This is a genomic window from Kitasatospora misakiensis (assembly GCF_042656005.1).
GTDB classification, from domain to species: Bacteria; Actinomycetota; Actinomycetes; order Streptomycetales; family Streptomycetaceae; genus Kitasatospora; species Kitasatospora misakiensis.
This window is the reverse complement of sequence record NZ_JBHSOF010000080.1, coordinates 1-24,337: the sequence shown is the minus strand read 5'-3', so window position 1 is coordinate 24,337 and position 24,337 is coordinate 1. Positions and strand designations below refer to the sequence as shown.

Genomic DNA, 24,337 nt, shown 5'->3' with positions numbered 1-24,337 from the left:
CCCCCCCGGGGCCGGCCGCCGCCGCCCGGGTACGGGCCCGCGCCGGGCTACGGGCAGGGCTACGGGCGGCCCGGTCACCCCGGCTCGAGCCCGGCCGAGCCCGCGCAGGGCGGCCCCGGCGGTCCCGGCGGCGCTCCGGGCGGACCTCCCGGCCCCGGTGGGGCTCCCGGCGGCCCGATAGCCCCGGGCGGGCCGCAGTCGCCCGCCCGCCCCGGGCGCTGGCCCCGGCGGCGGATCATCAAGTGGTCGGTCTTCGGCGTGCTGATCGCGCTGATGGTCACCACCGTCTCCACCTGGTTCTGGGCGGACTCCAAGCTCAACCACGAGAACGTGCTCGCCGACTACCCGGGCCGCCCGGCCGCCGGCAAGGGCACCAACTGGCTGATCGTCGGCTCCGACAGCCGCAACGGCCTCTCCGACGCCCAGGAGGAGGACCTGCACACCGGCCACGCGGGCGGCAAGCGCAGCGACTCGATGATGATCCTGCACGTCGGGGACAACGGGAACACCCTGATGAGCATCCCGCGCGACTCCTGGGTGCCGATCCCCGAGCACACCGGCGAGAACGGCAAGCCCGTCAAGGCGACCACGACGAAGATCAACGCGGCCTTCGCCGCCGGCGGCGGCAAGCTGCTCGCGCAGACCGTGGAGATGAACACCGGCATCCGCATCGACCACTACGCCGAGATCGGCTTCGCCGGCTTCGTCGGCATCGTCGACTCGGTCGGCGGTGTGGACATGTGCATCGAGCAGGACGTCAAGGACAAGGACTCCGGCCTCGACCTCAAGGCCGGCTGCCAGACCCTCAGCGGCACCGAGGCGCTGGCCTTCGTCCGCCAGCGCCACCAGATGGCCGACCAGGACCTCGGCCGGATGCGCAACCAGCAGAAGTTCCTCGGCGCGCTGGCCAAGCAGGCGGCCTCGCCGGCCACCGTGCTCAACCCGTTCACCTTCTACCCGCTGGTCTCGTCCGGCCTGGGCACGCTGATCGTCGACGACGACGCCGGGCTGACCGACCTCGGCTCGCTCTTCCTCGCCATGAAGGACGTCAACGGCGGCGGCGGCCGGAGCATCACGGTGCCGATCGCCAACCCGGACTTCAAGACCAACACCGGCGAGTCGGCGGTCAAGTGGGACACCGCGAAGGCGAAGCAGGTCTTCGACGCCTTCAAGAACGACACCGCCGTGCCGGACCTGAAGTAGTCGCCGTTCCCCGCAGGCGCCCCGCGGACGTACGTGACTCCACGTAACGTCGCCGACACAATGGGTGGATGTCACTCGTCACCGCACTGATCCGCCTCCGCCGACACCGCCTCCTGGGCCGCCTGGCCCAGGAGGCGCTCGCCGTCTACGGGATGGAGGTGCCGGCCGCCGCCGAGATCGGGCCGGGCCTGGTCGTCTTCCACCGGGGCTTCGGCACCGTGCTGCACCCGTACACCACGCTCGGCGCCGGCGTGACGCTGTACAACGGCGTGACCGTCGGCCGGGCCGACCCGTGGGTGCCGCAGGAGGAGAGCGCGATGCGGCGGGTGGTGGTGGAGGACGGCGCGGTGCTGTGCGCGGGCGCCAAGGTGGTCTGCAAGGCGGGGGTGCTGACGGTCGGGGCCGGCACCGTGGTCGGCGCGAACGCCGTGCTGACCCGCTCCACCGGGCCCGGCGAGATCTGGGCCGGCGCCCCCGCCCGCAAGGTCGGGACGCGGGCGGACTGGCCGGGCGGCGCCACGGTGCCCGCGCCGGCCCCGGCGTCGGTACCGGCTCCGGCCTCGGGCGCCGGGGCGCACGGGGCGCACGGGGCGCACGGCTGAGCGTCCGCCGGGGCTCAGCGGACGGCCACGCCCGGCAGGTGCCCCGTCGCGCACTCCGCGTACCGGTGGACCGCCTTGTTTGACCGCCCGCCCCGGTCCTCCAGCTCGCCCGCCAGTCCGTGGTGGATCGCCCGGCCGCCGCGCCCGCCCGCCCACCAGGCGCCCGACAGGTGGACGACCAGGGTGGCCGGGTGCTGCGGCTCGGGACGCTCCAGGACGAGTTCGCGCCGGGCCTCCCCGGCCGGGAAGCTGACCACGGCCTCGCTGGTCCGCAGCCGCGCCCGGCGCGGCTCCCACTCCACCGCCCAGTACGCCGACACGTTGACGTCCAGCCGCCCGTCGAGACCGCCCTCGTCGGGCCGGACGTACTCCTCGTCGGGCACCCAGCGGGCGTGGTTGCGGATGTCGTCCGGGCCGAACCACTCCGCCCAGCTGATCCAGTAGCCGGCGACCCGCTTGATCGTCATGGCCTCCCGGAGGATCCGGACCGGGATCCGGGTCAGGCTGGCGGGCTCGCCCATCAGCAGGACGCGGCCGTCCTCGTCGACCCGGACCTCGCCCTCGGGCTCGGGCTCGAAGGAGAGGACGGTCACCTGCTCACAGGTCACCTCACCGTCGCCCTTGCGCCGACTCGTCTGCCTCATGGGTGAACCACCTTGCCGGGGTGCGGAGTTGGTCGATGCGCGGCCACCTCCGAAACGCCGGGCCGACCACGCCCGCGCAGCTTACGGCGCACGGTCGGCCGTAGCGCGCGATTCCGGCGAATCCTCCCGGAGCGGACGGCGCGCGGCTATTCTGCGCGTGCACACGATGCTGTGCGCGCCCGCGGCCGGCCGCGCGCGCCCACCCGCGTCCACCCGCGCCGTACGGAAGGGAGCCCGACCGATGGGCGACACACACTGGCGGGAGCTCCACCGCGAACCGATCCACAGCGCCTACGGACGCGGCACCGACCGGGTGACCTTCGCCCTGCCGGACGGCCGTGAGGACGTCTACCACCTCGGCAACGACTCCTCCTGCGCGGCCGTCGTGGCCCTCACCCCGGATCAGCGGATCGTGCTCACCCGGCAGTTCAGGCCCGGACCGGGGGACGTGCTGTACGAGCTGCCGGGCGGCGTGATCGAGCCGGGCGAGTCCCCCGAGGCCGCCGCCGCCCGCGAACTCGCCGAGGAGACCGGCCACCGGGGCAAGGTCGAACACGTCACCGCCGTCTGGCGCGACGCCTACTCCAACAGCGTCAGCCACGCCTGCGTCGCCACCGACTGCGTCCCCACCGCCCGACTCGCGCACGACCGCAACGAGTTCATCGAGGTGGTGCTGATGGACCTGGCGGAGTTCCGCACCACCGTGCTGCGCCGCGGCCGGCTCACCGACGCCGGTCCGGCCTACCTGGGCCTCGACCACCTCGGGCTGCTGTAGCGCCGCCGCCGGTGTGGGCTCACCCGGCCGGCGCGACGTGCTCGCGGAGGTAGGCGCCGGCGTACGCGGCCGCCTCCTCCCTGGTCGGGGAGGCGGCCTCGGGGGCGGAGGCGCCGCAGGAGCCGTCGGCGGCATGGGCCGTCCAGGTCCAGTGGCCGGTGGCCCGGTCCGGGGTCAGTACGGCCTCGCCGCCGAACAGTTCGAGGGCGACGGGGGCCTCGGCGGTCGACGGGCGGGTGACGGCGTCGGGCCACTTCTTGCGGGCGCCCTGGCGGGTGATGCCCCAGGCCGCGCCGAGCTGCTCGTAGCTCGCGCCGTAGGAACCGGCGGTGCCGGCGGCGATCTCCGTCAGCCGCTTGACCTCGGCGTCCACCACCCGCCAGGCGGCGAGGACGCCGAGGGCCACGTCGACCGGCTCGGCGTCCCACATGCGGTGCTCGGGCTGCCCCGTGGCCCGGGCGCGGATCGCGGTGGCGAGGGGGTTGAGGGCGTCGAGGAGGGCCCTGGCGAGGTCGGACTGCTCGTCGGCGGTGATCTCGGGCATCGTCATGCGACAACTATAGTTGTCAAAGCAGGATTTGTTAACTGAAGTTGTCATTCACGATGCCGGAGGGGCCGGCCGCCCGTGCGGGAAGTTTTCTCGCCCCGGCTGTCACATCAAGGGCGCCCCGATCCGTCAGGGAGGCAGAGCGGCACCACCGGGCCGCCGGAGCAGAGAGGCAGCACCATGCTCACGAGGGTCATGTACGTCACGGTCTACGTCACCGACCAGGACCGCGCGCTGCGGTTCTACACGGAACAGCTGGGCCTGGAGAAGCGCATCGACTACCCCGGCCCGGACGGCCGCTTCCTCACCGTGGGCGCCGAGGGCCACCCGTTCGAGATCATCCTCTGGTCGCACGCGGCGTCCGCGGGGCAGCCGGCGAAGGTGGGGGAGGCGCCCGCGCCCGGACCGATCATCCTGGAGTCGGACGACCTGCGGAAGGACTTCGAGATCTGGCGCGAGCGCGGGGTCGTGTTCGACACCCAGGAGCCCGAGGAGTACCCCTTCGGCTTCCGCATCGAGGCGACGGACCCGGACGGCAACCGGGTCTCGCTGCGCCAGCAGAAGCCGGCGGCGCCCGCCGCCGGCTGACCGGACCCGGGGGGGCGGGGAGGGAGGGTCCCGCACCGCACGGTGCGGGACCCTCGCCCGTCGGTGCCCAGCGTGGTCGGGCGGTCACGTCTTCGGATCATGGCTGGGCATCGGCGGCTCAGTGGCCTTTACTGGAGGAAGGGGTTCATCAGCTGGAGGTCGTGCGATGCGCCCGATACCGGAGCATCAGGATTTACCGCGACTGATCATCGACAGCCCGGAGGAACTCCGTGGCCGCGTATACGAACTGGCCGGCCGGCCGCTCCTGCTCGGCCGGGACGACGAGTGCCAGATCCGGGTGGGTGATCCCAAGGTCAGCCGGCACCACGCGGTGGTGCGGTGGTCGGACGGGCGCACCACCGTCGAGGACCTGGAGTCGACCAACGGCACCAGGCTGAACGGCCACCGGCTCCTCGGACAGCAGGTCCTGCACGCCGGGGACGTGATCGACTTCGGGCCGGTCGAGCTGCACTACGAGGAGCCGAACCGGGCGGCGACCACCGTCCTGGCGGACCCGGAGCCCGCGGGCTCCGAGGCCCTCACCGAGACGGTCGGCCCGACGGGTACGGCCGGGCCGACGGAGTCGCCCGGGTCGTCCGGGGACGCCGAGCAGTACGGGGACATCGAGCCGGGCTGGGAGGCCGAGCCGTACGGGGACGCCGACCCGGTCGCGGACACCGACCCGGGCGGGACGGCAGTCGGGCCGGTCGGGGCGGACGGGAGGAACCGGGTCAGCGGGATGGCCGCGGCGGCGGAGGCGTGGTCCGGGGTCTCCCCGGCCGTGGAACAGCCCCCGTTCCCGCCGAGGCCGCCCGAAGCTCCCGGGCCACCACCGGCGCCACCGCCACCGCCGCCACCGGTGCTCTCGTCCGAGGCGCGCCGGTCGGAGTCGTGGGTACATGCGGCACCGCGGTTCGATGTCGACCGGCAGTCGGCCGAGAACATCAGCAATGTCGCCCGGGACCAGATCTTCACCCAGTACATCACCATGACCGACCACCGGCGGGAGGCCTTCTTCCGGAAGGTCGCCGACTGGCGGACCCGCGGCCGGCACCTGGTGATGACCGGCTTCATCGTGCTCCTGGTCGGCTGCGGGGTGAGCGGCTGGGCCGTGCGACGGCTCCCGGAGGACATCGACCAGCCCGGACTGTCCGACCTGACCGGCGTGAAGTTCGGCGGAGTGCCGATCGGCGGGATCGGCTTCACGCTGGCGACGGCAGGGCTCGTGCTGTTCCTCCTCGGCATCACCGTCTACGTGGTGACCGCCGTCCGGGTGCGGCGCTTCGAGCGGAACGCGGCCCAACCGTCCCCGCCCGACCGGCGGACGCCGTCGCGGGCATAGTCGCCGTAGTCGCCACAGCGAACGAGGAGGCGGACCCCCATGGTCTTCAACATCGGCAATCAGCAGGCAGGAGTCGTCAACAACGTCGCGCACGACCAGCACATCCACGACGGGCAGTCGGGGCAGGTCGTCGTCGACCGCATGGAGCTGCACGGGCTGGTCGACGACCTGCGGCAGGCGGTGGCCGGCGCACAGCTGCCGGCCACCGTCCAGCCGGAGGTCCGGACGGAGCTGGCCGCGATCGAGCAGGAGGCGGCCCAGCCGGAGCCGGACAAGGACGCGATGGCGGACCGGCTCTCCCGGATCACCCGGCTCGTCGGCTCCGCCGGGGCCGCGATCACGGCCGGGACCGGCCTGTTCGGCGCCGTCTCCGCACTGGCGGGCTGGCTCGGCACCGCCGGGCAGCCGATCCTGCACGCGATCGGCCTGTGAACGGCCCGCGCCCGGTCAGGCCAGCAGCGGGGTGAGTTCGGCGGCCCACTCCGGGTGGAGCGCGACCTTCTCCTCGTGCAGGTCGAGGATCCGCCGGGCCAGGGTGGGCGTCATGTCGTCGGACACGTCCGGCCCGATGGCGAGCCGGGCCAGGTGGGGCAGGATCTGCGGGTCGCCGGCCAGGTGCACCGGGTCGTGCATGTAGCGCCGCAGGGCCGGCAGGTCGGGGATGCCCACGCAGTAGGCGTGGGTGAAGCCGTCGGCGCCGTCGAGGTTCTGTCCCACCGTCGAGAAGGCGACGGACTCGACGGAGGCGGTGCGGCGCATCAGCGCGAGCACGCGTTCGCGGTCCTCCTCGGTCGCGGACTCCTTGAACGAGAAACGCAGCATGTGGACGATCACGCCGGTCCCACCCTTTCATTGAACTGAACCTGCTGGTTCAGAAAGCTGGTCTTTCTGGTTCGCCATTAGACTGAACCCATGGGTTCAGATGTGTCAACCGGGGCCGGACGAAAGGCCCGTGGGCGCGAGGAGCGGCGACAGGCGATCGTGGACGGCGCGTTCGCGGTCTTCGCGCGGCAGGGCTACGGACAGGCGTGCGTGAAGGAGATCGCGCGGGAGGCGGGCGTCGCCAAACCGACGGTCTACAACCACCTGGCCGACAAGGAGAGCCTCTACCGCGAGGCCGTCGAGGCCGCCGCCGACCGGGTCGGCGCGCGATGCCTCGCCGCCGTCGACCGGCTGCGGGAGGTCGAGGCGGCCGCCGACCCGCGCGCCGGACTGGGCACGGCGGCCCGGGACCTGCTGCGGATCTGCCAGGACGAGGAGGCGCGCGCCGTCCGCCGGCTGGCCGACGCCGAGACGGCGCAGTTCCCCGGCCTGGCGGCGAGCGTGCGCGAGCGGACGGCCCTGCGGATCCGCTCCGCCCTCGCCGACCGGCTGGCCCGCCTCGCGCTCGCGGGCCGGCTGCGCCCGTGCGAGCCGGAGACCGCCGCCGAGCACCTGCTCGCGCTGCTCACCGGCCCGTTGGAGTACCGGCCGGACGCCGATCCGGACGCCGTCGCGGAGGCCGCGGTGGAGGTCTTCCTGCGTGCCTACGGGGTCGGGCGGGGGTAGCGGGGCGCCCCCGTCGTGGCGGGGTCCGGCCGCGTCCGAGCCGCGTCCGGGCCGCGTCCGCGCGGTCTCGGCAGGGCGGTCAGCTTGGCAGGGCGGTCAGACGGTGCGGGCGGCGGAGCGGAGGCGGTCGGCGGTGGCGGCTTCCGCGGCGGGGGCGGTGGTGAAGAGGACGCGGAGGGGTGAGCCGGTGGTCGGGGTGGCGGCGGCCGAGGCGTCCAGGATGCTGAGGAAGGTCGTGAGTTGGCGCGGCGGCTCGTCCGCGAGGAGGGCGTCGGCATCCGCGACGAGGACGAGCAGCGGGGCGGCGGAGTCGGTGCCGGGCGGATGGAGGGCGTCGTTGAGGCACTCCTCGAAGGCGTCCCAGTTGTGGCCGAAGTAGCCGGGGAAGGCGAGGGCACCCGCCCATTCGGCGAAGAGGGCGGCCGTGGTGCGGCAGTTCGCGCCCTGGACGAGGCGGAGCCGGTGGGTGCCGGTGGCGAGGCCCGCCCAGGGCCGGCCCGGCAGGACGTCCCACCGGGCCGGGCCGAGCGGCGCGTCGGGCGCTGCGGGCACTGCGGGCGCTGCGGGCACGTCAGCAACCGCTCGCGATCTCGCGGAAGTTGTTGTAGTGGTCGGAGGAGTACCAGACGCGGGTGGCCGCCGGGTCGCGGACCAGGCGCTCGGCGTCGCGGTGGGTGGTGGGCGTCGGGCGGGGGTTGACGTCGTACTCGCGGTAGCTGCCCTCGGCCGGGAGGTCGCCGCTGCGGTTGCCGTACGGGTTGCCGCCGCGGATGAACTCCGGGCCGGGGATCCGGAAGTCGACCGGGCGGGGGTTGGTGGGCCACTCAAGACGCTCCCAGATGCGGCAGGCCTGTTCGACCTGCGGCGGGAGGTCCTCGACGGGCAGCGGCGGCTGGATGACCGCGCGGGTGGTGACGGCCTGGGCGGGGGCGGTCGAGAGGACCGGGCAGGCGAGGGCGAGGACCAGGGCGGCCTGCGCCAGACGGCGGAGGGTCATGGGTACCCGTTTCCGTGCGGGGGCGGGGAGAGGGGTGTACGCAAGGAAGGGGTACCGCGCGGAGGTTGGACGTGCGGGCGGGCGCGCCGGGGGTGGCGTCACGCTCACCCGTCCGGGCGACGGCGGCAGCGACCGGCGCACGGACGTCGGCGGGGCTCGTCGTGACAGGATCGGGCGGGTCCGGCCGTCCCGTCGAAAGTCGAAAGGTGTCTCCAGCCCATGGGCTCGCAGCACTACGCCGCCATCAGGACCAACCACGGTGACATCACCGTCAAGCTCTTCCAGTTCCACACCCCGAAGACCGTGCGCAACTTCGTCGAACTCGCCGAAGGCACGCGGGAGTGGACCGATCCGACCAGCGGGGCGCCGACCACCGCCCCGCTCTACGACGGGACGACCTTCCACCGCGTCATCCCCAACTTCATGATCCAGGGCGGCGACCCGCTCGGCGACGGCACGGGCGGCCCCGGCTACGAGTTCGCCGACGAGTTCCACCCCGAGCTCTACTTCACCAAGCCGTACCTGCTCGCCATGGCCAACGCCGGCCCGAACACCAACGGCTCGCAGTTCTTCATCACCACCCGCGCCACGCCGCACCTCAACCGCAAGCACACCATCTTCGGCGAGGTCACCGACCCGGCCGGCCAGAAGGTCGTGGACGCCATCGCCGCCACCCCGACCGGGCCGGGGGACCGCCCGCTGGAGCCCGTGGTGATCGAGTCGATCACCATCGAGCGGCGGTAGGCCGGTCGCTTCCCTGGAGTAGGAAGTCGGTGGAGTAGGAAGTCGGCCCCTCCGACTTCCTACTCCGCTCCGCCGAACATCACCCGCAGCACCTCCTGCGCCAACTCCTCCACCCCTCCCCCGCCGCGGCTCTCCGGCAGCGCGCCGTTCAGCCACAGGCTCGCGAAGCCGTGGGCCAGCGACCAGGCGGCGATCGTCGTCGCCCGGTCGGTCCCCTCCCCCCGCGACAGCTTCCGCCCGCTCGCCGCCAGCACCGCGCCCGCCCGGTCGCGGGCCGCGGCCATCTGCGGATCGTCCGCCCGGTAGAGCTCCGGCCGGAACATCACCTCGAAGTACGCCCGGTGGTCCACCGCGAACCGCACGTACGCCACGCCCGAGCCGTACGGTTCCCCCGCCGCCCGCTCCAGGGCGTCCGCGAACAGCTCGAAGCCCTCGGCCGCCACCGCCGTCAGCACCCCCGCCTTGTCCCCGAAGTGGTGCGCGGGCGCGGCATGCGACACCCCCGCCCGACGGGCCAGCTCCCGCAGGCTCCACCCCGACGGCCCGGACTCCGCGATCGCCTCCAGCGCGGCGTCCAGCACCGCCCGCCGCAGGTTCCCGTGGTGGTAGCTCTCGACCCTGCCCATGGCGCATCCCTCTCGTCGACGACCCCGTGAGCATATCTAGGCATTGACAAGATTGCTCGTCCGCGCGAATCTTTCCAGTGACAAGATTGGAGTGCCCACATGGCCCCGCTCATCGCCCTGCTCGGCGGCTTCGCCGTCCTCCGCCTGCTCGGCCTGCTCGCCGTCGACTCCCTCGACGCCTGGCAGCCGGCCGTCCGCGGCGCCCTCGCCCTGATGTTCGTCACCACCGGCGTGCCGCACTTCCTGCCCGCCTTCCGGCGCGACTTCGTCGCGATGATCCCGCCGGCGATCCCCCGCCCCGAGCTGCTCGTCACGCTCACCGGCGTCCTCGAACTGGCCGGCGCCGGCGGCCTGCTCGTCCCGCCGCTCGCCCCGTACGCCGCCGCCGGGCTCGCCCTGCTGATGCTCGCGATGTTCCCCGCCAACGTGCACGCCGCCCGCAGCGGCGGCACCCTCGCCGGCAAGCCCGTCACGCCGCTGCCCGCGCGCACCGCGCTCCAGGTGCTGTTCGTCGCGGCGGCGGTCGCCGCGGTCTGAGGCGGCGTCCCTGAGTGGGCGGCACACCGGAGCGAGAGGCGCGCCGGAGTGGGAAGTCGGCCGATCCGACGTCCTACTCCGCCCCGCGCAGCCACCCCTCGTTGTGGGCGGACGCGGCAGCCAGCCGCAGCTCCGCCCCGCCCTGCTCGTCGCCGTTCTCCGCCCACGCCTCGGCCGCCACGGCGAAGACCTCCGACGCGTCCTCGAACCGCCCCAGCCTCTGCAGGACGGACCCGAGCCGGCTCAACGAACCACCCACGCCCTCAAGATCGCCGAGCGCCTCGTACAACTCGGCCGCCCGCCCGAACGCCGGGACCGCCTCCTCCGGCCTCCCGGCCGCGTCCAGCGCCGAACCGAGGTCCGCCCACGCGCCGGCCTCACCGGCACGGTCGCCGGTCAGGTCGAACGCCCCGGTCGCGGCGGTCAGGACCGCCACCGCCTCCTCGTACCGTTCCGCCTCCGCCAGCAGGCGGCCTGCGGTGAACGAGGCCCGCGCCTCGCCCCGCAGGTCGGCTGACGTGCGGAACAGCTCGACCGCCCGCCGCACCGCCTCGATCGCCTCCACCGCCCGGTCCGACTGCTCCAACGCGACTCCCAGCGTCATCAGCGCGGTCGCCTCGCCGTGCCGGTCGCCGAGCTCACGGAGGATCGACACCGCTTCCCCGCACAGAGCCACCGCCTCCGCGGACCGCTCCGTCCCCCGCAGCACGGCCCCGACATTGGCCAGCGCGATCGCCTCGCCGCGACGGTCCCCGACGGCCCGGTAGGCCGCCACTCCCCGGGTGGCCGCGTCGACCGCCTCGGCCGGCCGCCCGGCCGTACCCAGGGCGATGCCGAGGCCGGTCAGCGCGGCCCCCTCGCCGTGCCGGTCCCCCAGCTCCGCGAACGAGGCCGCGGCGCGGGCGCAGGCGTCGGCCGACTCCTCCACGCGCCGCACGTCGTGCAGCACGTGGGCGAGATTGACCGACGCGGTGGCCTCGCCGTAGCGGTCGCCCACCTCGCGGTGCAGGGCCACCGCCCGCCCGCCCACGTCGACCGCCTCGTCGAACCTGCGCAGTTCCCTCAGGGTCGCCGTGAGGACGCCGAGCGTCTCGGCCTCGCGACTCGGGTCGGCTAGGTCACGGAACACCTCGGCCGCCGACGACTGCGCCCGCGCCGCCTCCCCGAACCGGCGCACCGCGAACAGGGCCAAGCCGTGATTGGCCAGCGCCATCGCCTCGCCGTGCGGGTCGCCGATCTCCCGGTGGACGCGGACCGACCGCTCGGCCACCTCGACCGACTCCTCGAACCGGCGCAGCTCGCGCAGGTCCAGGCCCAGATTGTTCAGCGCGGCCGCCTCGCCGTGCGGGTCGCCGAGCCCTCGGTACACCGCGACGAGGCGGGTGTGCGTCTCGGCCGCCTCCTCGAACCGGCGCAGCTCGTGCAGCACGCCGCCGGTGTTGAGCAGCGCGCCCGCCTCGCGGCGCCGGTCGCCGAGCCGCCGGCTGAGATCGGCCGCGTACGTCAACGCGTCGACGGCCTCGCCGAACCGCCGCAGTCCCGCCAGCGCCGACCCCAGGGCGTTCGCCCCGGCGGCCGCGCCCTCGCTGTCCCCGAGGCCCTCCAGGATCGACCGGGCCTCGGAGAGCACGGTCACGGCCTCGTCGAACCGACGCAGCTTCAGCAGCGCCGAGCCGAGGTGGACCATCAGCCGGGCCGCGTCCTCGGCACCGCCCCGCCGGGAGTGCAGCACGGTCAGGGCCGCCGACGCGACGAGGGCCCAGTCGTCGAAGAAACGCCGGTGCTCCAGGTACGGGCTGAGGGCGAAGGCCAGGTCGACGGTGGTTCCCGGGTCGCCGAGCGGCGGCTCGGCGACGGCCAGGGCGATCAGGTTGCCGCGCTCGGCGTCCAGCCAGTCCAGGGCGGCCCCGCGGTCCGCGAAGCGCCGCTCCGGGGCGGCGTAGGGGCTCAGCAGGCCGCCGGCCGCCCGTGTGGTGGCCGCGAGGTGGCGGTGCAGCCGCGAGCGGGCCGCGTCGCGGGCGTCGGCGTCCGCCTCGGCGCGGCCGTGCTCGTCGGCGTGGAGGCGGACCAGGTCGTGCAGGCGCCAGCGGCCCCAGACGTGGCCGGGTTCGACCAGGTGGGCGCGGGCGAGGTCCTGGAGGAGTTCCTCGGTCGGGTACGGGTCGTCCCCCTCGCCGAGGAGGTGGGCGGCGGACTCGGTGGCGACCTCCGGGCCCGGGTTGAGCGGGAGGAGGCGGAAAAGCCGGGCGTGGGCGGGGCCGAGGGCCCGGTAGGAGAGGTCGAACGCGGCGCGCACCGCGCGGTCCTCGCGGCGGAGGCGGTCCAGGCGGGTGTGGGCGGCGGCCAGGGCCTGGACGAGGGAGGCGAGCGGCCGGGCCGGGCTGTCGGCGAGCAGCGCCGCCGTGATGCGCAGCGCGAGCGGCAGGCCGGCGCAGAGGCCGGCGAGGGCGAGGGCGTCGTCGGGCGCGTCGGCGATCCGGGTGTCGCCGGGGCGGGCCCGGCGGAGGACCTCGTCGAGCAGGGCGACGCCGGCCCGGTCGGGGAGCACCCGCAGCTCGTGCAGGCGGGCGTCCAGGTCGAGGGTGTGCCGGGAAGTGACCAGGGCGGCGGTCGAGCCGTCCGCCGGGAGGAGCGGGCGTACCTGCTCGGCGGTGGCGGCGTTGTCGAGGACGAGCAGCACCCGGCGCCCCGCCCGTGCCAGCGCGTCCAGGGCGGAGCGCAGCAGCCGGGAGCGGTCCTGGACGGTCGGCGGGACGTGCTCGCCCGGGACGCCGACGGCGCGCAGCAGTCCGTCGAGCGCCTGCTCGGGGGTGACGCGCCGGGCCGGGTCGTAGCCGAAGAGGTCGACGAAGAGCACCCCGCCCGGGAACCAGCCCTCGTCGTGGACGGCCTTCGCCGCCGCCTGGACGGCCAGCTCGGTCTTGCCGACGCCCGCGAGGCCCGCGACGGCGGTGACAGCGGTGACAGCGACCGGGGCGGTGCCCGGGTGGTCGCGGACGTCCGGCGCGAGGTCGGCGAGGACGGCGGCCAACTCGGCGTCGCGCCCCGTGAACGCGGGCGAGGCCGGCGGGAGCCCGGACAGGGCGGGCGCGATCGCGGGCGGCAGTTGGAGGTTCACCACCTCGCCCTGGACCACCGGGTGGAAGAAGACGCCGCCGCTGATCTCGTTGTGGACCGACACGGCTCACCACCGTACGCACAAACGTTCCCGCGCGTGGCCGGGTCGGCGGCGAAAACGCGCGGACGCGGCCCGCGCGGTGTGCGGGCCGCGTCCGAATGCGGCGAAAGGGGCGAGCCCTTACTCCACGATGCCGGACTTGGCGATGGTGACCTTGGCCTTGGTGCGGCCGCTCTGCGAGCCGAGGCCCTCGATCTTCTGCACCAGGTCCAGGCCCTCGACGACCTCGCCGAAGACGACGTGCTTGTCGTCCAGCCAGTCGGTGACGATGGTGGTGATGAAGAACTGCGAGCCGTTGGTGTTGCGGCCCGCGTTGGCCATCGAGAGCTGGCCCGGCTTGGTGTGCTTGATCTTGAAGTTCTCGTCCGCGAACTTCTCGCCGTAGATGCTCTTGCCGCCGGTGCCGTCACCGCGGGTGAAGTCACCGCCCTGCAGCATGAAGCCCGGGATGACGCGGTGGAACGACGAGCCCTCGTAGCCGAAGCCGTGCTGGCCGGTGGCGAGCTCGCGGAAGTTCTGCGCGGTCTTCGGGACGACGTCGTCGAAGAGCGTGAAGACGATCCGGCCGGCCGGCTCGTCGTTGATGGTGATGTCGAAGAAAACGTTGGAACCCATGCAGGGATCATGGCATGCCGGGCGCCCCGACGCTCGGCGCCCCCCGGGGCCCGGGGACGGCGCGGCCGGGCCGGGCGCCGGTCCCCGCCCGCCCGGGGGTCTACTCCGGCCGGTGGGCCAGGAGGTAGGCCTGCGGGGTCTTCTCCTCGGCCTCCGGTTCGCGGACCAGGCGGGTGGTGACCGTCAGGCCGGCCCCGGCGGCCAGGGCCTCGACGCGGTCCGGCCGCCGGCGGCGGAAGTCCAGGGCCACGGGGCGGCCGAAGGGGTTGTCGACGCGCAGCGCGCCGTCGCCGACCTGGAAGGCGAGGACGATCGGGGCGCCGGGGGCCAGGACGCGGTGGAACTCCTCGAAGACCCTCGGCAGTTCTCCGGCGGGGGTGTGGATGATGGAGTACCAGGCGACGATTCCGGCCAACTCGCCGTCCCCGTACGGGAGGTCGAGGAGGGAGCCGACCTCGAACGGGATCGCGGGGTGGGCGGCCCGGGCCAGCTCGACCATGCGGGGGGAGAGGTCGAGGCCGCGGACGTCCAGGCCGAGGTCGGCCAGGTGGCCGGTGATCCGGCCGGGGCCGCAGCCGAGTTCGGCCACCGGGCCGCCGCCGGCCGCCGTCACCAGTTCGGCGAAGACGCCCAGCATCGCGCGGTCCCAGGGCATGGCGGCCAGCGCGTCGCGGTAGCGGTCGGCGTAGTCGGCGGCCACGGCGTCGTAGAACGTCCGGGCGGCGGTGAGGAATTCGGGCTCGGTGGTGGTCACGGCGACCGACCCTACCGGCGTCGACCCCAGGTCCTGTCCGGCTGCGCCAGGCGCGGCAGGGGGCGGTGGCGGTGATCGGCCGAGCCGAACCGGAGGAAGGGCCCAGCAGCGCGTAGACGGCGGACGGCGGAACGATCAAGTCGAGCGGATCACCGAGGTGGCGGTCCGCCGTACGTGCTAGAACCGTCGACGGCAGTGAACGCTCACCCGCCTTCATCGCCACCCGCACCGTGCATCCATCGGCCACTCCTCCACCGAAGGAGAACCATGTCCGTCGCACGAACCGTTCGCACCGTCCGGAACGCGCTGTTGGCGGCCCTCGCCGCCCTGGCGCTGATGCTCTCAGGCGCGGCCACCGCGACCCCCGCCTCCGCCGCCACCACGGGACTGGACGGCGCCTGGGCCTGCTCCGTCCCGTCCGGCTACGTCTACGACCTGGTGTCGATGAACCGCAGCTGTAGCGGCGGCGGCAGCTGGAACTCGCCGCAGTTCCGCCTGCGCACGCCGGTCGACGGGCTGACCGCCTGCGTCAGCTCGCCGGGCTTCGTCTACGACTACATCAGCTGGGGCAGCGCCTGCAGCCAGCAGGCCGGCGTGACCTCCAACGCCTACCACCTCCGCACCCCGTACGACGGCCTGACCGCGTGCATGGGCACCCCGGCCTTCACCTACGACTACGTCACCTACACCTCCGGGTGCAGCCTGACGCAGGGCGTCCAGGCGACGACCTTCCACCTCCGCACGCCGAGGAACGGCCTCTGGGCCTGCGACGTCCCGCGTGGCTTCACCTACAGCACCACCACCTCGAACCTGGACTGCGCCAGCATCCGGGGGGTGCCGACCACCAAGTTCCTGCTGGTCGGCTGAGCCGGTCCCACGGCGCGGCGGGCGGGCGATCCGGCGGCGGCCGGGTCGCCCGCCCGTCGCCGGGGCCGGGTTACAGCCGGGCCAGCTCCAGCTCCAGCTCCGCGACGGCCTGGTCCCCGCTGAACTCGCCGGTCGGCCGGAAGCCGAGCCGGGCGTAGAACCCCGCCGGACCGTCCTCCCCGGGCACGTAGGTGACGGCGACCCGGCTGCCGCCGCGCCGGCGGATCTCGGCGGCGACCTGCTCCACGGCGAAGCGCCCGTACCCCCGGCCCTGGGTGCCCTCGGCGATGTTGAGGCGCCAGAGGCCGGAGCGCGGCAGGTCGCCCGGCCGGTCCGGGTAGAAGGTGACGTCGAAGAAGGCCATCACGAAGCCGACCGGCTGCTCGCCGTCGTAGACCAGCCGCGGCCAGGCGGTCTCGCCGTGCGCGTAGGCCTCGGCCAGCGACTTGACCACCGGGGAGACGAAGCGCTCCTGGTCCGGGCGGACCCTCAGCTCCAGGGCGGCGTCGATGTTCGCCGGGGTGACCGGTTCGAGCCGCAGGGCGGACGGGCGTGCGGGCGGCGGGGATTCCGTGGACATGCCGATCACCCTAGTGAGCGCCCACCCGCCGGTCTCCCGGTTTTCCCGGCCCCCGCCGCCCCTCGCGACCCCGCCCCTCGCGACCCCGCCCCTCACGGCGCCGGCGTGAACACCAGCGAGGCGTTGTGCCCGCCGAACCCGAAGGCGTTGGTGAGCGCCGCCCCGAGCGCCCCGCGGCGCGCGGCGCCCGCGACCACGTCGAGCTTGACCGCCGGGTCCTGCCGCTCCAGGTTGCGGGTGGGCGGGACGGCCCCGTCGCGCAGCGCGAGGACGGAGGCCACCGCGCCCAGCGCGCCCGCCGCCCCGAAGAGGTGGCCGGTCATCGACTTGGTGGCGGTCACCACCGGGTGGGCGCCGATCGCCGCGGTGACCGACTCGGCCTCGGCCAGGTCGCCGAGCGGGGTGGAGGTGGCGTGGGCGTGGACGAGCCCGATGTCCAGCGGCGACAGGCCGGCCTCGGCCACCGCCCGGCGGATCGCCCGGACCTGCCCCTCGGGGGCGGCCGCGGTGATGTGGTGGGCGTCCGAGGTGACGGCCGCGCCGGCCAGGGTGGCGTGGGCGCGGGCCCGGCGGGCGGCGGCGAACCCGGCCCTCTCCAGGACGACGACGGCCGCGCCCTCGCCGATCACGAAGCCGTCCCGGTCGACGTCGAACGGGCGGGAGGCGCGCCCGGGTTCGTCGTTGCGCAGCGAGTGGGCCCGGGCCTGGGCGAAGCCGGCCAGGGTCAGCGGGCAGACGCACGCCTCGGCGCCGCCCGCCACCACCACGTCGGCCCGGCCGAGCCGGATGAGGTCCAGGCCGAGGGCGATCGCCTCGGCCCCGGAGGCGCAGGCGCTCACCGGGGTGTGCGCGCCGGCCCGGGCGCCGAGTTCGATGGAGACCCAGGCCGCGGGGCCGTTGGCCATCAGCATCGGCACGGTGTGCGGGGAGACCTTCCGGACGCCGGAGGCCTCCAGGATGTCGTCCTGCCCGAGCAGGGTGAGCGCGCCGCCGGTGCCGGTGCCGATCACCACGGCCAGCCGCTCGCCGTCCACCTCGGGGCGGCCGGCGTCGGCCCAGGCCTCGCGGGCGGCGATCAGCGCGACCTGCTCGCAGCGGTCGAGCCGCCGGGCCTGCACCCGGTCGAGGACCTCGGCCGGCTCGACGGCGAGTTGCCCGGCGATCCGGACCGGCAGGCCGCCGACCCAGTCCGCCTCGATCGCCCGGATGCCGGAGTCGCCGGCCAGCATCGCCGACCAGGTCGAGGCGACGTCACCGCCGAGCGGGGTGGTCGCGCCGAGCCCGGTGACCGGGACCGGCTCGGGGGCGAAGGCGCGGGCCGGGTGGTTGTCAGTACCCATCAGAGGAACTCCATGGCTTGGGTGGAGACTGTGAGGTGGAGACAACTCCCCGCACGGGTGGGTGCGGGGAGCTTTCGCCTCAGCAGCAACACTGCCACGGCCCTGACGCCTGTTCAGATGTGTCAGGCAACCGATTCGAACACGATGCCTTTGTGGAGATCCAACAGAGCTCCGGCCACTCGGCCCTAGACGTCGAAGTCGGTGGACCGACTCGCCGACTCCCAGGTCCGGAGCTCCTCGACCGCCGCGTCGAGGTTGCCGCGCACCGCGTCGACGGCGTCGTTGCCGAGCAGCAGGCGCAACGGGGTGTGCTCGGCGTCCAACGCGGCCAGGATCACGGCGGCCGCCTTCTCCGGGTCGCCGAGCTGCTTGCCGTCGCTGTCCGGAAGCCCCTCGCGGACCGGCCCGACGATCCCGTCGTAGGCGGGCAGGGCGGTCGCGAAGGCGAGCGCGCCCTGTTCGGCGAAGGAGGTGCGGAAGGCACCCGGCTCGACGATCAGCACCTTGACGCCGAACGCGGACACCTCCTTGGCCAGCGCCTCGGACAGGCCCTCCAGCGCGAACTTGGTCGCCGAGTAGGCCCCGACCCCGGGGAAGGTGAAGCGGCCGCCCATGCTGGACATCTGGACGACGGCACCCGAGCCCCGCTCCCGCATGTGCGGCAGGACAGCCCTGGTGAGCGCGGCCGGGCCGAAGAAGTGCAGGTCCATGAGATCGCGCAGCTCGCGGTCGGTGTACTCCTCGACGGCCCCGATCAGGCCGCGCCCGGCGTTGTTGACCAGGACGTCGATCCGGCCGTACCGCTCCACCGTCTCCGCCACCACGGCGGCGATCCGCTCATGGTCGGTGACGTCCAACCGGACCGGCACCAGCCGCCCGGGGTGGGCCCCGGCCGCCTCGGCCAGCGTCTCGGGCCGCCGGGCGGCGGCCACCACGGTGTCCCCGGCGGCCAACGCGGCCCCGGCGAGGGCCAGCCCGAAGCCCGAGTTGGCCCCGGTGATCAGCCAGACCCGGCCGCCCGGCGTCTCGGTCGACTTGTCGCTCATGCTTGCATTCCTCCCGTAATCGTCTTCCCATAAAGGAAGTTGACGATCACTTTTATGTCATCAGCGACATCGGGACGTCCACTTCTCATCTCGGGCCGACAATGAACGGTCGGCGGCCCGGTCCTCCACGTCGGACCTCCCTGTCATACTCGGCGCGATCTTCATCCAGGGGAGGAACCTCACGTGCGCCTGCGTCATGCCTTCGGGCTGACCCTCGCAGCGGCCACCGCCGTACTCGGCCTGCCCGGCCCGGCCGCGGCCGGACCGACGGCGGAAGCCGGGACCACCATCCACGTCAACAACTCCGGCGACCGGGCCTGCTCCGACCGGGGACCGGGCACCTTCGCCCAGCCGTACTGCACCATCTCGGCTGCCGCGGCGGTCGTGGAACCCGGCCAGACCGTGCGCGTCTGGCCGGGCAGGAACTACAAGGAGTCGGTCCGGATCACCCGGTCCGGCACCCCGGACCAGCCGATCACCTTCCTCGGTGTGCCCGAAGCCGACCCCGCCGAGCGCGCCCAGCCCGCCGTCGAGACGGCCGCCGGCGGCTACACCCCGGTCACCCTGACGGGCGTGCACGACGTGGTGCTCAGCGGCCTCCGGTTCAACGGCACGCTCGCGCTCACCGACGCGACGCGGGTGACCGTGGACCGGAACGTGTTCGGCCAGACGGGACCCGGCCCGGCCATCACCGTCGGTGGCGCCGGCGACGGCGTCACCGTGAGCCGGAACTTCCTGGACGGCACGGCGGGCGGTATCGAGGTCCGGCCCGGCTCCCGCAACGTCCTGGTGACGGCCAACGACTTCCGCGAGGTCGGTGGCGTGGGCCTGAACGCCACCGACACCGCCGATCTGGCCGTCACCAACAACACCTTCGCGACCACCTGCCCGACGAGCGTCGCGGTCAACGGGAACTCGCCGCGCGCCGTCGTCAAGAACAACATCACGACCTCGGTGGGGGGCTTCCCCCGCTACCGGACGTGCCGGGCACCCGCCTTCTCCGTCTCGCCCGAGGCCGCCACCACCGCCGCCCTCGACTACAACACCGTTCACCCCGCGCCGGGCTACGGCTCGTACGCATGGGCCGGCACCGTGTACGGGACGCCCGAGGAGTTCGCGGCCGCGACCGGCCAGGGCGGCCACGACCTCGACCTCGACCTCCGGTTCAGCGGGAACTACCACGACCTGCTCTCCGACAACGACCCGGCGACCGCCGGCGCGGTCGACTCGGCGGACCCGACCGCCCCCGGCGTCGACACCGACCTGCGCGGCCAGTCCTACATCGACCACCCCGGGGTCGCCAACACGGACGGAAGCACCCGTGACCGCGGCGCCCACGAGCTGACCGGCACGGACCTGTCCACCGTCGAACTGCGCGGCGTCGGCGGCGACGGCCCGCCGCTCACCGTGCGGGCCACCGTCCAGTTCGGCGGCGTCCTGTTCCCCAGTTGGCCGAACACGTACACCGTCGACTTCGGCGACGGCAGCGAGCCGGTGACCTCCGCCACCGGCATCGTGGTCCACACCTACCCGTCCGTCGGCACCTACGACGTACGGGCCGTGGCGGTGGACCAACGGGGCGGTCGGGCCCCGAGCCGGGCGGTGCGTCTCACGCTCGCCGACCCCGGCGCCGTGGGGGCCGACCTCACCGCCACCAACTCCGGTTGGCCGTACACCTACATGTTCCGCCCCACCGTCCCGGCGCCCTGGAGCACCTCCCTCGACGCGATCGACTTCGGCGACGGTACGACGCCCGTCGGGCCCACCGGCGGCGCCTTCGCGCACAGCTACCGCGCCCCCGGCACGTACACCGTGAGCTACACCGCCAAGGACCGGGACGGCCGGACCCTTGTCATCGGCAAGGCGATCCGGGTGGACATCGACCCCGCGCGGGCGGTGCTGCAGCCCGGTGAGCGGGTGCAGGTGCTGGCCCGCACCCCCTCCGCCGTGCTCAACGGCGGCGCGCACTACGGCTACGGCGTCTGGGCGCCGTTCACGCCCGCCGGTTTCTCCCCCCGCCCGTTCGCCGAGCAGGACGTCACCTCGGCCGCCGTCGCGACCACCGGCGACCAGGAGGCGCACAACGTGGTGACGGCCAAGGGCCGGGTCTACATCGCCGACCGGCTCATCCAGCCGGGGCACTGGGAGAAGGTCGGCTGGTGGGTGGCCGACGGCCGCTGGTCGACCTGGGGTGAGGTCACCTCGGCCGGCGCGGCCGGACCGCTGCCCGGGACTCCGACGCAGGTCGCCACCGTCGCGATGGGCCGCAAGCTGCAGGTCCTCGCCCTCGTCGACGGCCGCGTCCACCAGGCCACCGCCGACTACGAGCGCGGCACCTGGTCGCCGTGGAGCGACGTCACCGCCGCTGCCGGCCTGCTCCCCGCCACCCGGATCACCGCCGCCGCCATCGGCAACGCCCTGCACATCGTCACCCTCGGCACGGACGGCCACGTTCGCGACGCCACCGGCGACTACGACCGGGGCAGCTGGGGCAACGGCGACCCCACCCCGATGATCGGCCTGCCCGGCGCGGCCGTCACCGACCTGTCCGCCGCCGCCACCGGCACCACCCTGCGCATCGTCGCGGTCGCCGGCGGCCGGCTCCACCAGGCCGACGCCGACTACGCCGCCGGACGCTGGTCCGGCTGGAGCGACCTCACCGCCGCCACCGACGGCGACGGCGCCGCCGACCGCGTCGCCGCGGTCGCCATCGGCAACAAGCTCCACCTCTACACCCTGGGCGGCGGCGTACTGCGTGACGCCACCGGCGACTACGACGGTGGGACCTGGTCCCGCTGGGGCGATGTGAGCGCCGCCCTGGGCGCGCCCGCACTCACCGACCTCGCGGTCACCGCCTCCTGAGGGACCACCGCGCAGGAGCAACCCGGAGCCGAAAGCGCACAATCCGGACTCAAATGATTACGACAGTACGACGATCGGTTTTACGGTCGCGCACGCAGCACCCGCCCTGCCATACTCGGCCCGTTCTTCAGGCCCCCCCGAAGTGCCGCAGGGCCACGGGTGAAGGGCCGTCGGTGAACCCACCGTCACATTCCAGAGGGAGAAGCACCACGTGCGCCTGCGTCACGCCCTCGGGCTGACCGTCGCAGCGGCCATCGCCGCGCTCGGACTGCCCGCGCCCGCAACGGCCGCCACCGCCGACACCGCGACCACACTCCATGTCAACAAGTTCGGCCCGCAGTGCTCGGATGCCGGCCCCGGCACCTACGCCAGGCCGTTCTGCACCGTCACCGCCGCGGCCGCCGTCGTCGAACCGGGGCAGACCGTCCGGGTCTGGCAGGCCGGCGACACCGGGGAGATCCGGATCGCCCGCTCCGGCACCCCGGAGAAGCCGATCACCTTCGTCGGCGGCTCCGCCGACACCGCGCCCTTCACCAGGCAGCCCGTCGTCGGCAGCCCGTCGGCCATGAACTCCTTCACCCTGGCGAACGTCCACGATGTCACGATCCGTGGCTTCCGGACCCTCGCGCAGCAGGGAGTGCAGGTCATCGGTTCGTCCCGGGTCGTCGTCGACCAGAACCGCTTCGAGCGCGCGGGTACCCGTCAGGTGTCCCTCCGCGTCGCGGGGAGCGACCACGTCACGGTCAGCCGGAACTCCTTCGACCACTCCTCCGGCCTGGTCCTCGACGGCGGCAGCGACGTCCTGGTGACCGCCAACGACTTCAACCGGACCACCGACGCCGGCCTCACCGCCACGGGCGTCGCCGATCTGGCCGTCACCAACAACACCTTCGCGCTCAACTGCTTCGGCGGCGTGAACCTCCTGGGTGCCTCACCCCGGGCCGTGGTGAAGAACAACATCTCGGTCGACGGCAACGAGAAGAGCATCCAGGCCGACCGCCCGTACTGCTGGGACATCGCCCCCAAGGCGCAGATCTCCGTCTCGGCCGAGGCCGCCCCCACCGCGACCGTCGACTACAACGTCGTCCGTCCCAAGTCCGGCACCGGCGCCTACGCCTGGGGCGGCAGCGTCTACCCGTCCCCGACCGCCTTCGCGGCGGCCACCGGGCAGGGCGCGCACGACCTCGACCTCGACATCGAGTACTCGACGACCACCCACGACCGCCCGTTCAACAAGCTCACCGTCGCGGCGGCGGGCGCGATCGACTCGGGTGACCCGAACGCCCCCGGCATCGGCACCGACCTCTTCGGCCAGCCCGTCCTCGACCACCCGGACGTCGCCAACGCCGGCGCCGGGACCCGGGACCGCGGCGCCCACGAGCTCAGCGGCATGGACGGCGCGACCCACCTGATCGTCACCGGCGAGAACGTCCCCACCGCGACGGGGCCGGCTCCGTTCACCGTGACGGCCCGCGTCGGCTCCCTGAACACCTGGGGCACCGCCCCGAGCGCCTCGGTCGTCGACTTCGGCGACGGCAGCGAGCCGGTGACCACGACCGGGACCGTGCAGCACACCTACGCCGCGCAGGGCGTCTACACCGTGACCGCCTCCGCGGTGGACACCCTCGGCGGACGGGCGGAGGGCGCCGCCTCGGAGGTCCGGGTGAACCCGAACTTCCCGGCGAGCGCGGACCTCGCCGTCACCTACGCCGGCGGGCCGTACACCTACCGGTTCACCGTCTCCGCCAGCTCCCCGTGGAACCCGCGGAACGGCACCGTCGACTTCGGCGACGGCACCCGGGAGGACGTGCCCTCGCGCAACGGCTCCCTCGTCCACACCTACGCCACCGCAGGCAGGTACCGCGCGGAGTTCACGGCCCGGGACGAGTCCGGCCGGGACCAGGTCGTCACCCGGTGGGTCCAGGTGGGCGTCGACCCGCTCACCGTGCTGAAGCCCGGCGAGCGGGTGCAGATCCTGGGCAAGTCCGGCTCCTCCACCGGCGACCTGCAGAACGGCGGGGCGCACTACGGTGAGGGCGTCTGGGCACCGTTCACCCCGGTCGGCGCGACCGGCCGCCAGTTCGCGGCGGGCACGGTCGCCTCGGTCGCCCTCGGCACCACGGCCAACGGGGTCGCCCACAACCTGGCCGCCACCTACGACGGCCGGGTCTTCATCGCCGACCGGCGGATGTCCGACGGCAGCTGGTCCAGCTGGGCCGAGGTGACGTCGCCGGCCGGCGCCGGACCGCTGCCCGGCGTGCCGACGCAGATCGCCGCCGCCGTCATCGGGAACAAGCTGCACGTCCTCGCGCTGATCGACTCGCGCGTCCACCAGGCCACCGGTGACTGGTCGACCGGCACCTGGTCCGGCTGGGGCGACATCACCTCCGCGGCCGGCCTCGCCGACGTCGGCCAGATCGCCGCCGCGGCCACGGGCAACAGCCTGCACATCGTCGGACTCGCCACCGACGGCAAGGTCTACATCGCGGACGGCGACTACGACCGCGGCACCTGGTCGTCCGGCGAGGTCACCGCGCTGCTCGGCCAGAACCCTGAGGGGTACCGGATCTCCCAGGTCACCGCGGCCGCCATCGGCAGCAAGCTGCACGTCATCGTGGGGGCGAACACCAACCTCTTCCAGGCGACGGCCGACTACGCGGCCGGCACCTGGGCGGGCTGGGTCGATCTCAGCTCCGCCAACGGCCCGACCAGCCACGTCACCAAGCTCGCCAGCGCCGCCACCGGCAACAAGCTGCACGTCTTCGTGTTCGCGCTCGGTGTCATCCGCAGCGCCACCGGGGACTACGACCGCGGCGCCTGGTCCGGCTGGGGCCAGGTGAGCGCCGCCTCGAACGCCCCCGACCTCTCCGACGTGGCGGTCGCCGCGTCCTGACGCCACCACCGTGCGAACGCCGGAGCCCCCGGCCGAGTCTCCTCGGCCG

At 74.0% G+C, this 24,337-nt stretch carries 24 protein-coding genes; 12 read left to right on the top strand and 12 right to left on the bottom strand.

What is annotated here, in order from left to right; genetic code table 11:
- Positions 1 to 1,203, top strand: a 1,203-nt coding sequence (locus ACFP3U_RS34765) for an LCP family protein (protein WP_380229764.1), incomplete at its 5' end; no start/stop codon positions are given.
- A gap of 68 nt (positions 1,204 to 1,271) precedes the next feature.
- Positions 1,272 to 1,805 (top strand): LbetaH domain-containing protein, encoded by a 534-nt coding sequence (locus ACFP3U_RS34760; RefSeq protein WP_380229763.1) that lies wholly within the window; start codon positions 1,272 to 1,274, stop codon positions 1,803 to 1,805.
- A gap of 14 nt (positions 1,806 to 1,819) precedes the next feature.
- Here ACFP3U_RS34760 and ACFP3U_RS34755 read toward each other — a convergent pair whose 3' ends face one another.
- A complete protein-coding gene (locus ACFP3U_RS34755) occupies positions 1,820 to 2,449 on the bottom strand; it encodes a hypothetical protein (protein ID WP_380229762.1) in 630 nt (209 codons plus the stop codon).
- A gap of 241 nt (positions 2,450 to 2,690) precedes the next feature.
- Here ACFP3U_RS34755 and ACFP3U_RS34750 point away from each other — a divergent pair, with 241 nt between their 5' ends.
- Positions 2,691 to 3,224 (top strand): NUDIX hydrolase, encoded by a 534-nt coding sequence (locus tag ACFP3U_RS34750; protein WP_380229761.1) that lies wholly within the window; start codon positions 2,691 to 2,693, stop codon positions 3,222 to 3,224.
- Positions 3,225 to 3,243: 19 nt separating this feature from the next.
- Here the strand turns inward: ACFP3U_RS34750 and ACFP3U_RS34745 are convergent, their stop codons facing one another.
- Positions 3,244 to 3,774 (bottom strand): hypothetical protein, encoded by a 531-nt coding sequence (locus ACFP3U_RS34745; RefSeq protein WP_380229760.1) that lies wholly within the window; start codon positions 3,772 to 3,774, stop codon positions 3,244 to 3,246.
- 177 nt (positions 3,775 to 3,951) lie between these two features.
- Here ACFP3U_RS34745 and ACFP3U_RS34740 point away from each other — a divergent pair, with 177 nt between their 5' ends.
- The 3 genes from ACFP3U_RS34740 to ACFP3U_RS34730 all read left to right on the top strand — a co-directional run bounded on the left by ACFP3U_RS34740 (position 3,952) and on the right by ACFP3U_RS34730 (position 6,133).
- Positions 3,952 to 4,359: a VOC family protein gene (locus tag ACFP3U_RS34740; RefSeq protein ID WP_380229759.1), complete on the top strand. Its 408-nt coding sequence runs from the start codon at positions 3,952 to 3,954 to the stop codon at positions 4,357 to 4,359.
- Positions 4,360 to 4,525: 166 nt separating this feature from the next.
- The gene (locus tag ACFP3U_RS34735; protein WP_380229758.1) at positions 4,526 to 5,701 is read left to right on the top strand and encodes an FHA domain-containing protein; all 1,176 of its coding nucleotides are present in this window, start codon (positions 4,526 to 4,528) and stop codon (positions 5,699 to 5,701) included.
- Positions 5,702 to 5,740: 39 nt separating this feature from the next.
- Positions 5,741 to 6,133 carry a hypothetical protein gene (locus tag ACFP3U_RS34730; protein WP_380229757.1) on the top strand — a complete coding sequence of 131 codons (393 nt, stop codon included), beginning with the start codon at positions 5,741 to 5,743 and terminating at the stop codon, positions 6,131 to 6,133.
- 15 nt (positions 6,134 to 6,148) lie between these two features.
- Here the strand turns inward: ACFP3U_RS34730 and ACFP3U_RS34725 are convergent, their stop codons facing one another.
- Positions 6,149 to 6,535 (bottom strand): Dabb family protein, encoded by a 387-nt coding sequence (locus ACFP3U_RS34725; RefSeq protein WP_380229756.1) that lies wholly within the window; start codon positions 6,533 to 6,535, stop codon positions 6,149 to 6,151.
- Between the two features lie 78 nt (positions 6,536 to 6,613).
- Here ACFP3U_RS34725 and ACFP3U_RS34720 point away from each other — a divergent pair, with 78 nt between their 5' ends.
- Positions 6,614 to 7,249 carry a TetR/AcrR family transcriptional regulator gene (locus ACFP3U_RS34720; protein WP_380229755.1) on the top strand — a complete coding sequence of 212 codons (636 nt, stop codon included), beginning with the start codon at positions 6,614 to 6,616 and terminating at the stop codon, positions 7,247 to 7,249.
- 96 nt (positions 7,250 to 7,345) lie between these two features.
- On the opposite strand, the gene ACFP3U_RS34715 is transcribed toward ACFP3U_RS34720, so the two are convergent.
- Both ACFP3U_RS34715 and ACFP3U_RS34710 read right to left on the bottom strand, forming a co-directional pair.
- A complete protein-coding gene (locus ACFP3U_RS34715) occupies positions 7,346 to 7,819 on the bottom strand; it encodes a barstar family protein (RefSeq protein WP_380229754.1) in 474 nt (157 codons plus the stop codon).
- 1 nt (position 7,820) lies between these two features.
- Positions 7,821 to 8,246, bottom strand: coding sequence for a ribonuclease domain-containing protein (locus tag ACFP3U_RS34710; RefSeq protein ID WP_380229753.1), 426 nt, complete (start codon positions 8,244 to 8,246; stop codon positions 7,821 to 7,823).
- A 219-nt stretch (positions 8,247 to 8,465) separates the two neighbouring features.
- On the opposite strand from ACFP3U_RS34710, the gene ACFP3U_RS34705 reads away from it, so the two are divergent.
- On the top strand, positions 8,466 to 8,990 hold the full coding sequence (locus ACFP3U_RS34705; protein WP_380229752.1) for a peptidylprolyl isomerase: 525 nt from the start codon (positions 8,466 to 8,468) through the stop codon (positions 8,988 to 8,990).
- Positions 8,991 to 9,049: 59 nt separating this feature from the next.
- Here ACFP3U_RS34705 and ACFP3U_RS34700 read toward each other — a convergent pair whose 3' ends face one another.
- On the bottom strand, positions 9,050 to 9,616 hold the full coding sequence (locus ACFP3U_RS34700) for a TetR/AcrR family transcriptional regulator (RefSeq protein WP_380229751.1): 567 nt from the start codon (positions 9,614 to 9,616) through the stop codon (positions 9,050 to 9,052).
- A 99-nt stretch (positions 9,617 to 9,715) separates the two neighbouring features.
- Between ACFP3U_RS34700 and ACFP3U_RS34695 the strand changes: the two genes are divergently transcribed.
- Positions 9,716 to 10,153, top strand: coding sequence for a DoxX family protein (locus ACFP3U_RS34695; protein ID WP_380229750.1), 438 nt, complete (start codon positions 9,716 to 9,718; stop codon positions 10,151 to 10,153).
- A gap of 73 nt (positions 10,154 to 10,226) precedes the next feature.
- Here ACFP3U_RS34695 and ACFP3U_RS34690 read toward each other — a convergent pair whose 3' ends face one another.
- From ACFP3U_RS34690 to ACFP3U_RS34680, 3 genes are all read right to left on the bottom strand, one after another.
- Complete coding sequence (locus ACFP3U_RS34690; RefSeq protein ID WP_380229749.1) at positions 10,227 to 13,334, bottom strand: tetratricopeptide repeat protein; 3,108 nt, start codon at positions 13,332 to 13,334, stop codon at positions 10,227 to 10,229.
- 117 nt (positions 13,335 to 13,451) lie between these two features.
- A complete protein-coding gene (locus tag ACFP3U_RS34685) occupies positions 13,452 to 13,946 on the bottom strand; it encodes a peptidylprolyl isomerase (protein ID WP_380229748.1) in 495 nt (164 codons plus the stop codon).
- 100 nt (positions 13,947 to 14,046) lie between these two features.
- Positions 14,047 to 14,700, bottom strand: coding sequence for a class I SAM-dependent DNA methyltransferase (locus ACFP3U_RS34680; RefSeq protein WP_380229747.1), 654 nt, complete (start codon positions 14,698 to 14,700; stop codon positions 14,047 to 14,049).
- Between the two features lie 267 nt (positions 14,701 to 14,967).
- On the opposite strand from ACFP3U_RS34680, the gene ACFP3U_RS34675 reads away from it, so the two are divergent.
- A complete protein-coding gene (locus tag ACFP3U_RS34675) occupies positions 14,968 to 15,567 on the top strand; it encodes a hypothetical protein (protein WP_380229746.1) in 600 nt (199 codons plus the stop codon).
- Between the two features lie 70 nt (positions 15,568 to 15,637).
- Here ACFP3U_RS34675 and ACFP3U_RS34670 read toward each other — a convergent pair whose 3' ends face one another.
- The 3 genes from ACFP3U_RS34670 to ACFP3U_RS34660 form a co-directional block, all read right to left on the bottom strand.
- On the bottom strand, positions 15,638 to 16,147 hold the full coding sequence (locus ACFP3U_RS34670; RefSeq protein ID WP_380229745.1) for a GNAT family N-acetyltransferase: 510 nt from the start codon (positions 16,145 to 16,147) through the stop codon (positions 15,638 to 15,640).
- A 92-nt stretch (positions 16,148 to 16,239) separates the two neighbouring features.
- On the bottom strand, positions 16,240 to 17,487 hold the full coding sequence (locus tag ACFP3U_RS34665; protein ID WP_380229744.1) for a beta-ketoacyl-[acyl-carrier-protein] synthase family protein: 1,248 nt from the start codon (positions 17,485 to 17,487) through the stop codon (positions 16,240 to 16,242).
- A 185-nt stretch (positions 17,488 to 17,672) separates the two neighbouring features.
- Positions 17,673 to 18,533 (bottom strand): oxidoreductase, encoded by an 861-nt coding sequence (locus tag ACFP3U_RS34660; RefSeq protein ID WP_380229743.1) that lies wholly within the window; start codon positions 18,531 to 18,533, stop codon positions 17,673 to 17,675.
- A 183-nt stretch (positions 18,534 to 18,716) separates the two neighbouring features.
- Here ACFP3U_RS34660 and ACFP3U_RS34655 point away from each other — a divergent pair, with 183 nt between their 5' ends.
- Both ACFP3U_RS34655 and ACFP3U_RS34650 read left to right on the top strand, forming a co-directional pair.
- On the top strand, positions 18,717 to 21,395 hold the full coding sequence (locus ACFP3U_RS34655) for a PKD domain-containing protein (protein WP_380229742.1): 2,679 nt from the start codon (positions 18,717 to 18,719) through the stop codon (positions 21,393 to 21,395).
- A 211-nt stretch (positions 21,396 to 21,606) separates the two neighbouring features.
- Complete coding sequence (locus ACFP3U_RS34650) at positions 21,607 to 24,288, top strand: PKD domain-containing protein (RefSeq protein ID WP_380229741.1); 2,682 nt, start codon at positions 21,607 to 21,609, stop codon at positions 24,286 to 24,288.
- Positions 24,289 to 24,337 lie beyond the last annotated feature (49 nt).

Coding starts and splice junctions, on each gene's coding strand:
- ACFP3U_RS34760 (WP_380229763.1), top strand. CDS start 1,272: ATGTCACTCGTCACCGCACTGATCCGCCTCCGCCGACACCGCCTCCTG.
- ACFP3U_RS34755 (WP_380229762.1), bottom strand. CDS start 2,449: ATGAGGCAGACGAGTCGGCGCAAGGGCGACGGTGAGGTGACCTGTGAG.
- ACFP3U_RS34750 (WP_380229761.1), top strand. CDS start 2,691: ATGGGCGACACACACTGGCGGGAGCTCCACCGCGAACCGATCCACAGC.
- ACFP3U_RS34745 (WP_380229760.1), bottom strand. CDS start 3,774: ATGACGATGCCCGAGATCACCGCCGACGAGCAGTCCGACCTCGCCAGG.
- ACFP3U_RS34740 (WP_380229759.1), top strand. CDS start 3,952: ATGCTCACGAGGGTCATGTACGTCACGGTCTACGTCACCGACCAGGAC.
- ACFP3U_RS34735 (WP_380229758.1), top strand. CDS start 4,526: ATGCGCCCGATACCGGAGCATCAGGATTTACCGCGACTGATCATCGAC.
- ACFP3U_RS34730 (WP_380229757.1), top strand. CDS start 5,741: ATGGTCTTCAACATCGGCAATCAGCAGGCAGGAGTCGTCAACAACGTC.
- ACFP3U_RS34720 (WP_380229755.1), top strand. CDS start 6,614: ATGGGTTCAGATGTGTCAACCGGGGCCGGACGAAAGGCCCGTGGGCGC.
- ACFP3U_RS34710 (WP_380229753.1), bottom strand. CDS start 8,246: ATGACCCTCCGCCGTCTGGCGCAGGCCGCCCTGGTCCTCGCCCTCGCC.
- ACFP3U_RS34705 (WP_380229752.1), top strand. CDS start 8,466: ATGGGCTCGCAGCACTACGCCGCCATCAGGACCAACCACGGTGACATC.
- ACFP3U_RS34700 (WP_380229751.1), bottom strand. CDS start 9,616: ATGGGCAGGGTCGAGAGCTACCACCACGGGAACCTGCGGCGGGCGGTG.
- ACFP3U_RS34695 (WP_380229750.1), top strand. CDS start 9,716: ATGGCCCCGCTCATCGCCCTGCTCGGCGGCTTCGCCGTCCTCCGCCTG.
- ACFP3U_RS34685 (WP_380229748.1), bottom strand. CDS start 13,946: ATGGGTTCCAACGTTTTCTTCGACATCACCATCAACGACGAGCCGGCC.
- ACFP3U_RS34675 (WP_380229746.1), top strand. CDS start 14,968: ATGTCCGTCGCACGAACCGTTCGCACCGTCCGGAACGCGCTGTTGGCG.
- ACFP3U_RS34670 (WP_380229745.1), bottom strand. CDS start 16,147: ATGTCCACGGAATCCCCGCCGCCCGCACGCCCGTCCGCCCTGCGGCTC.
- ACFP3U_RS34665 (WP_380229744.1), bottom strand. CDS start 17,487: ATGGGTACTGACAACCACCCGGCCCGCGCCTTCGCCCCCGAGCCGGTC.
- ACFP3U_RS34660 (WP_380229743.1), bottom strand. CDS start 18,533: ATGAGCGACAAGTCGACCGAGACGCCGGGCGGCCGGGTCTGGCTGATC.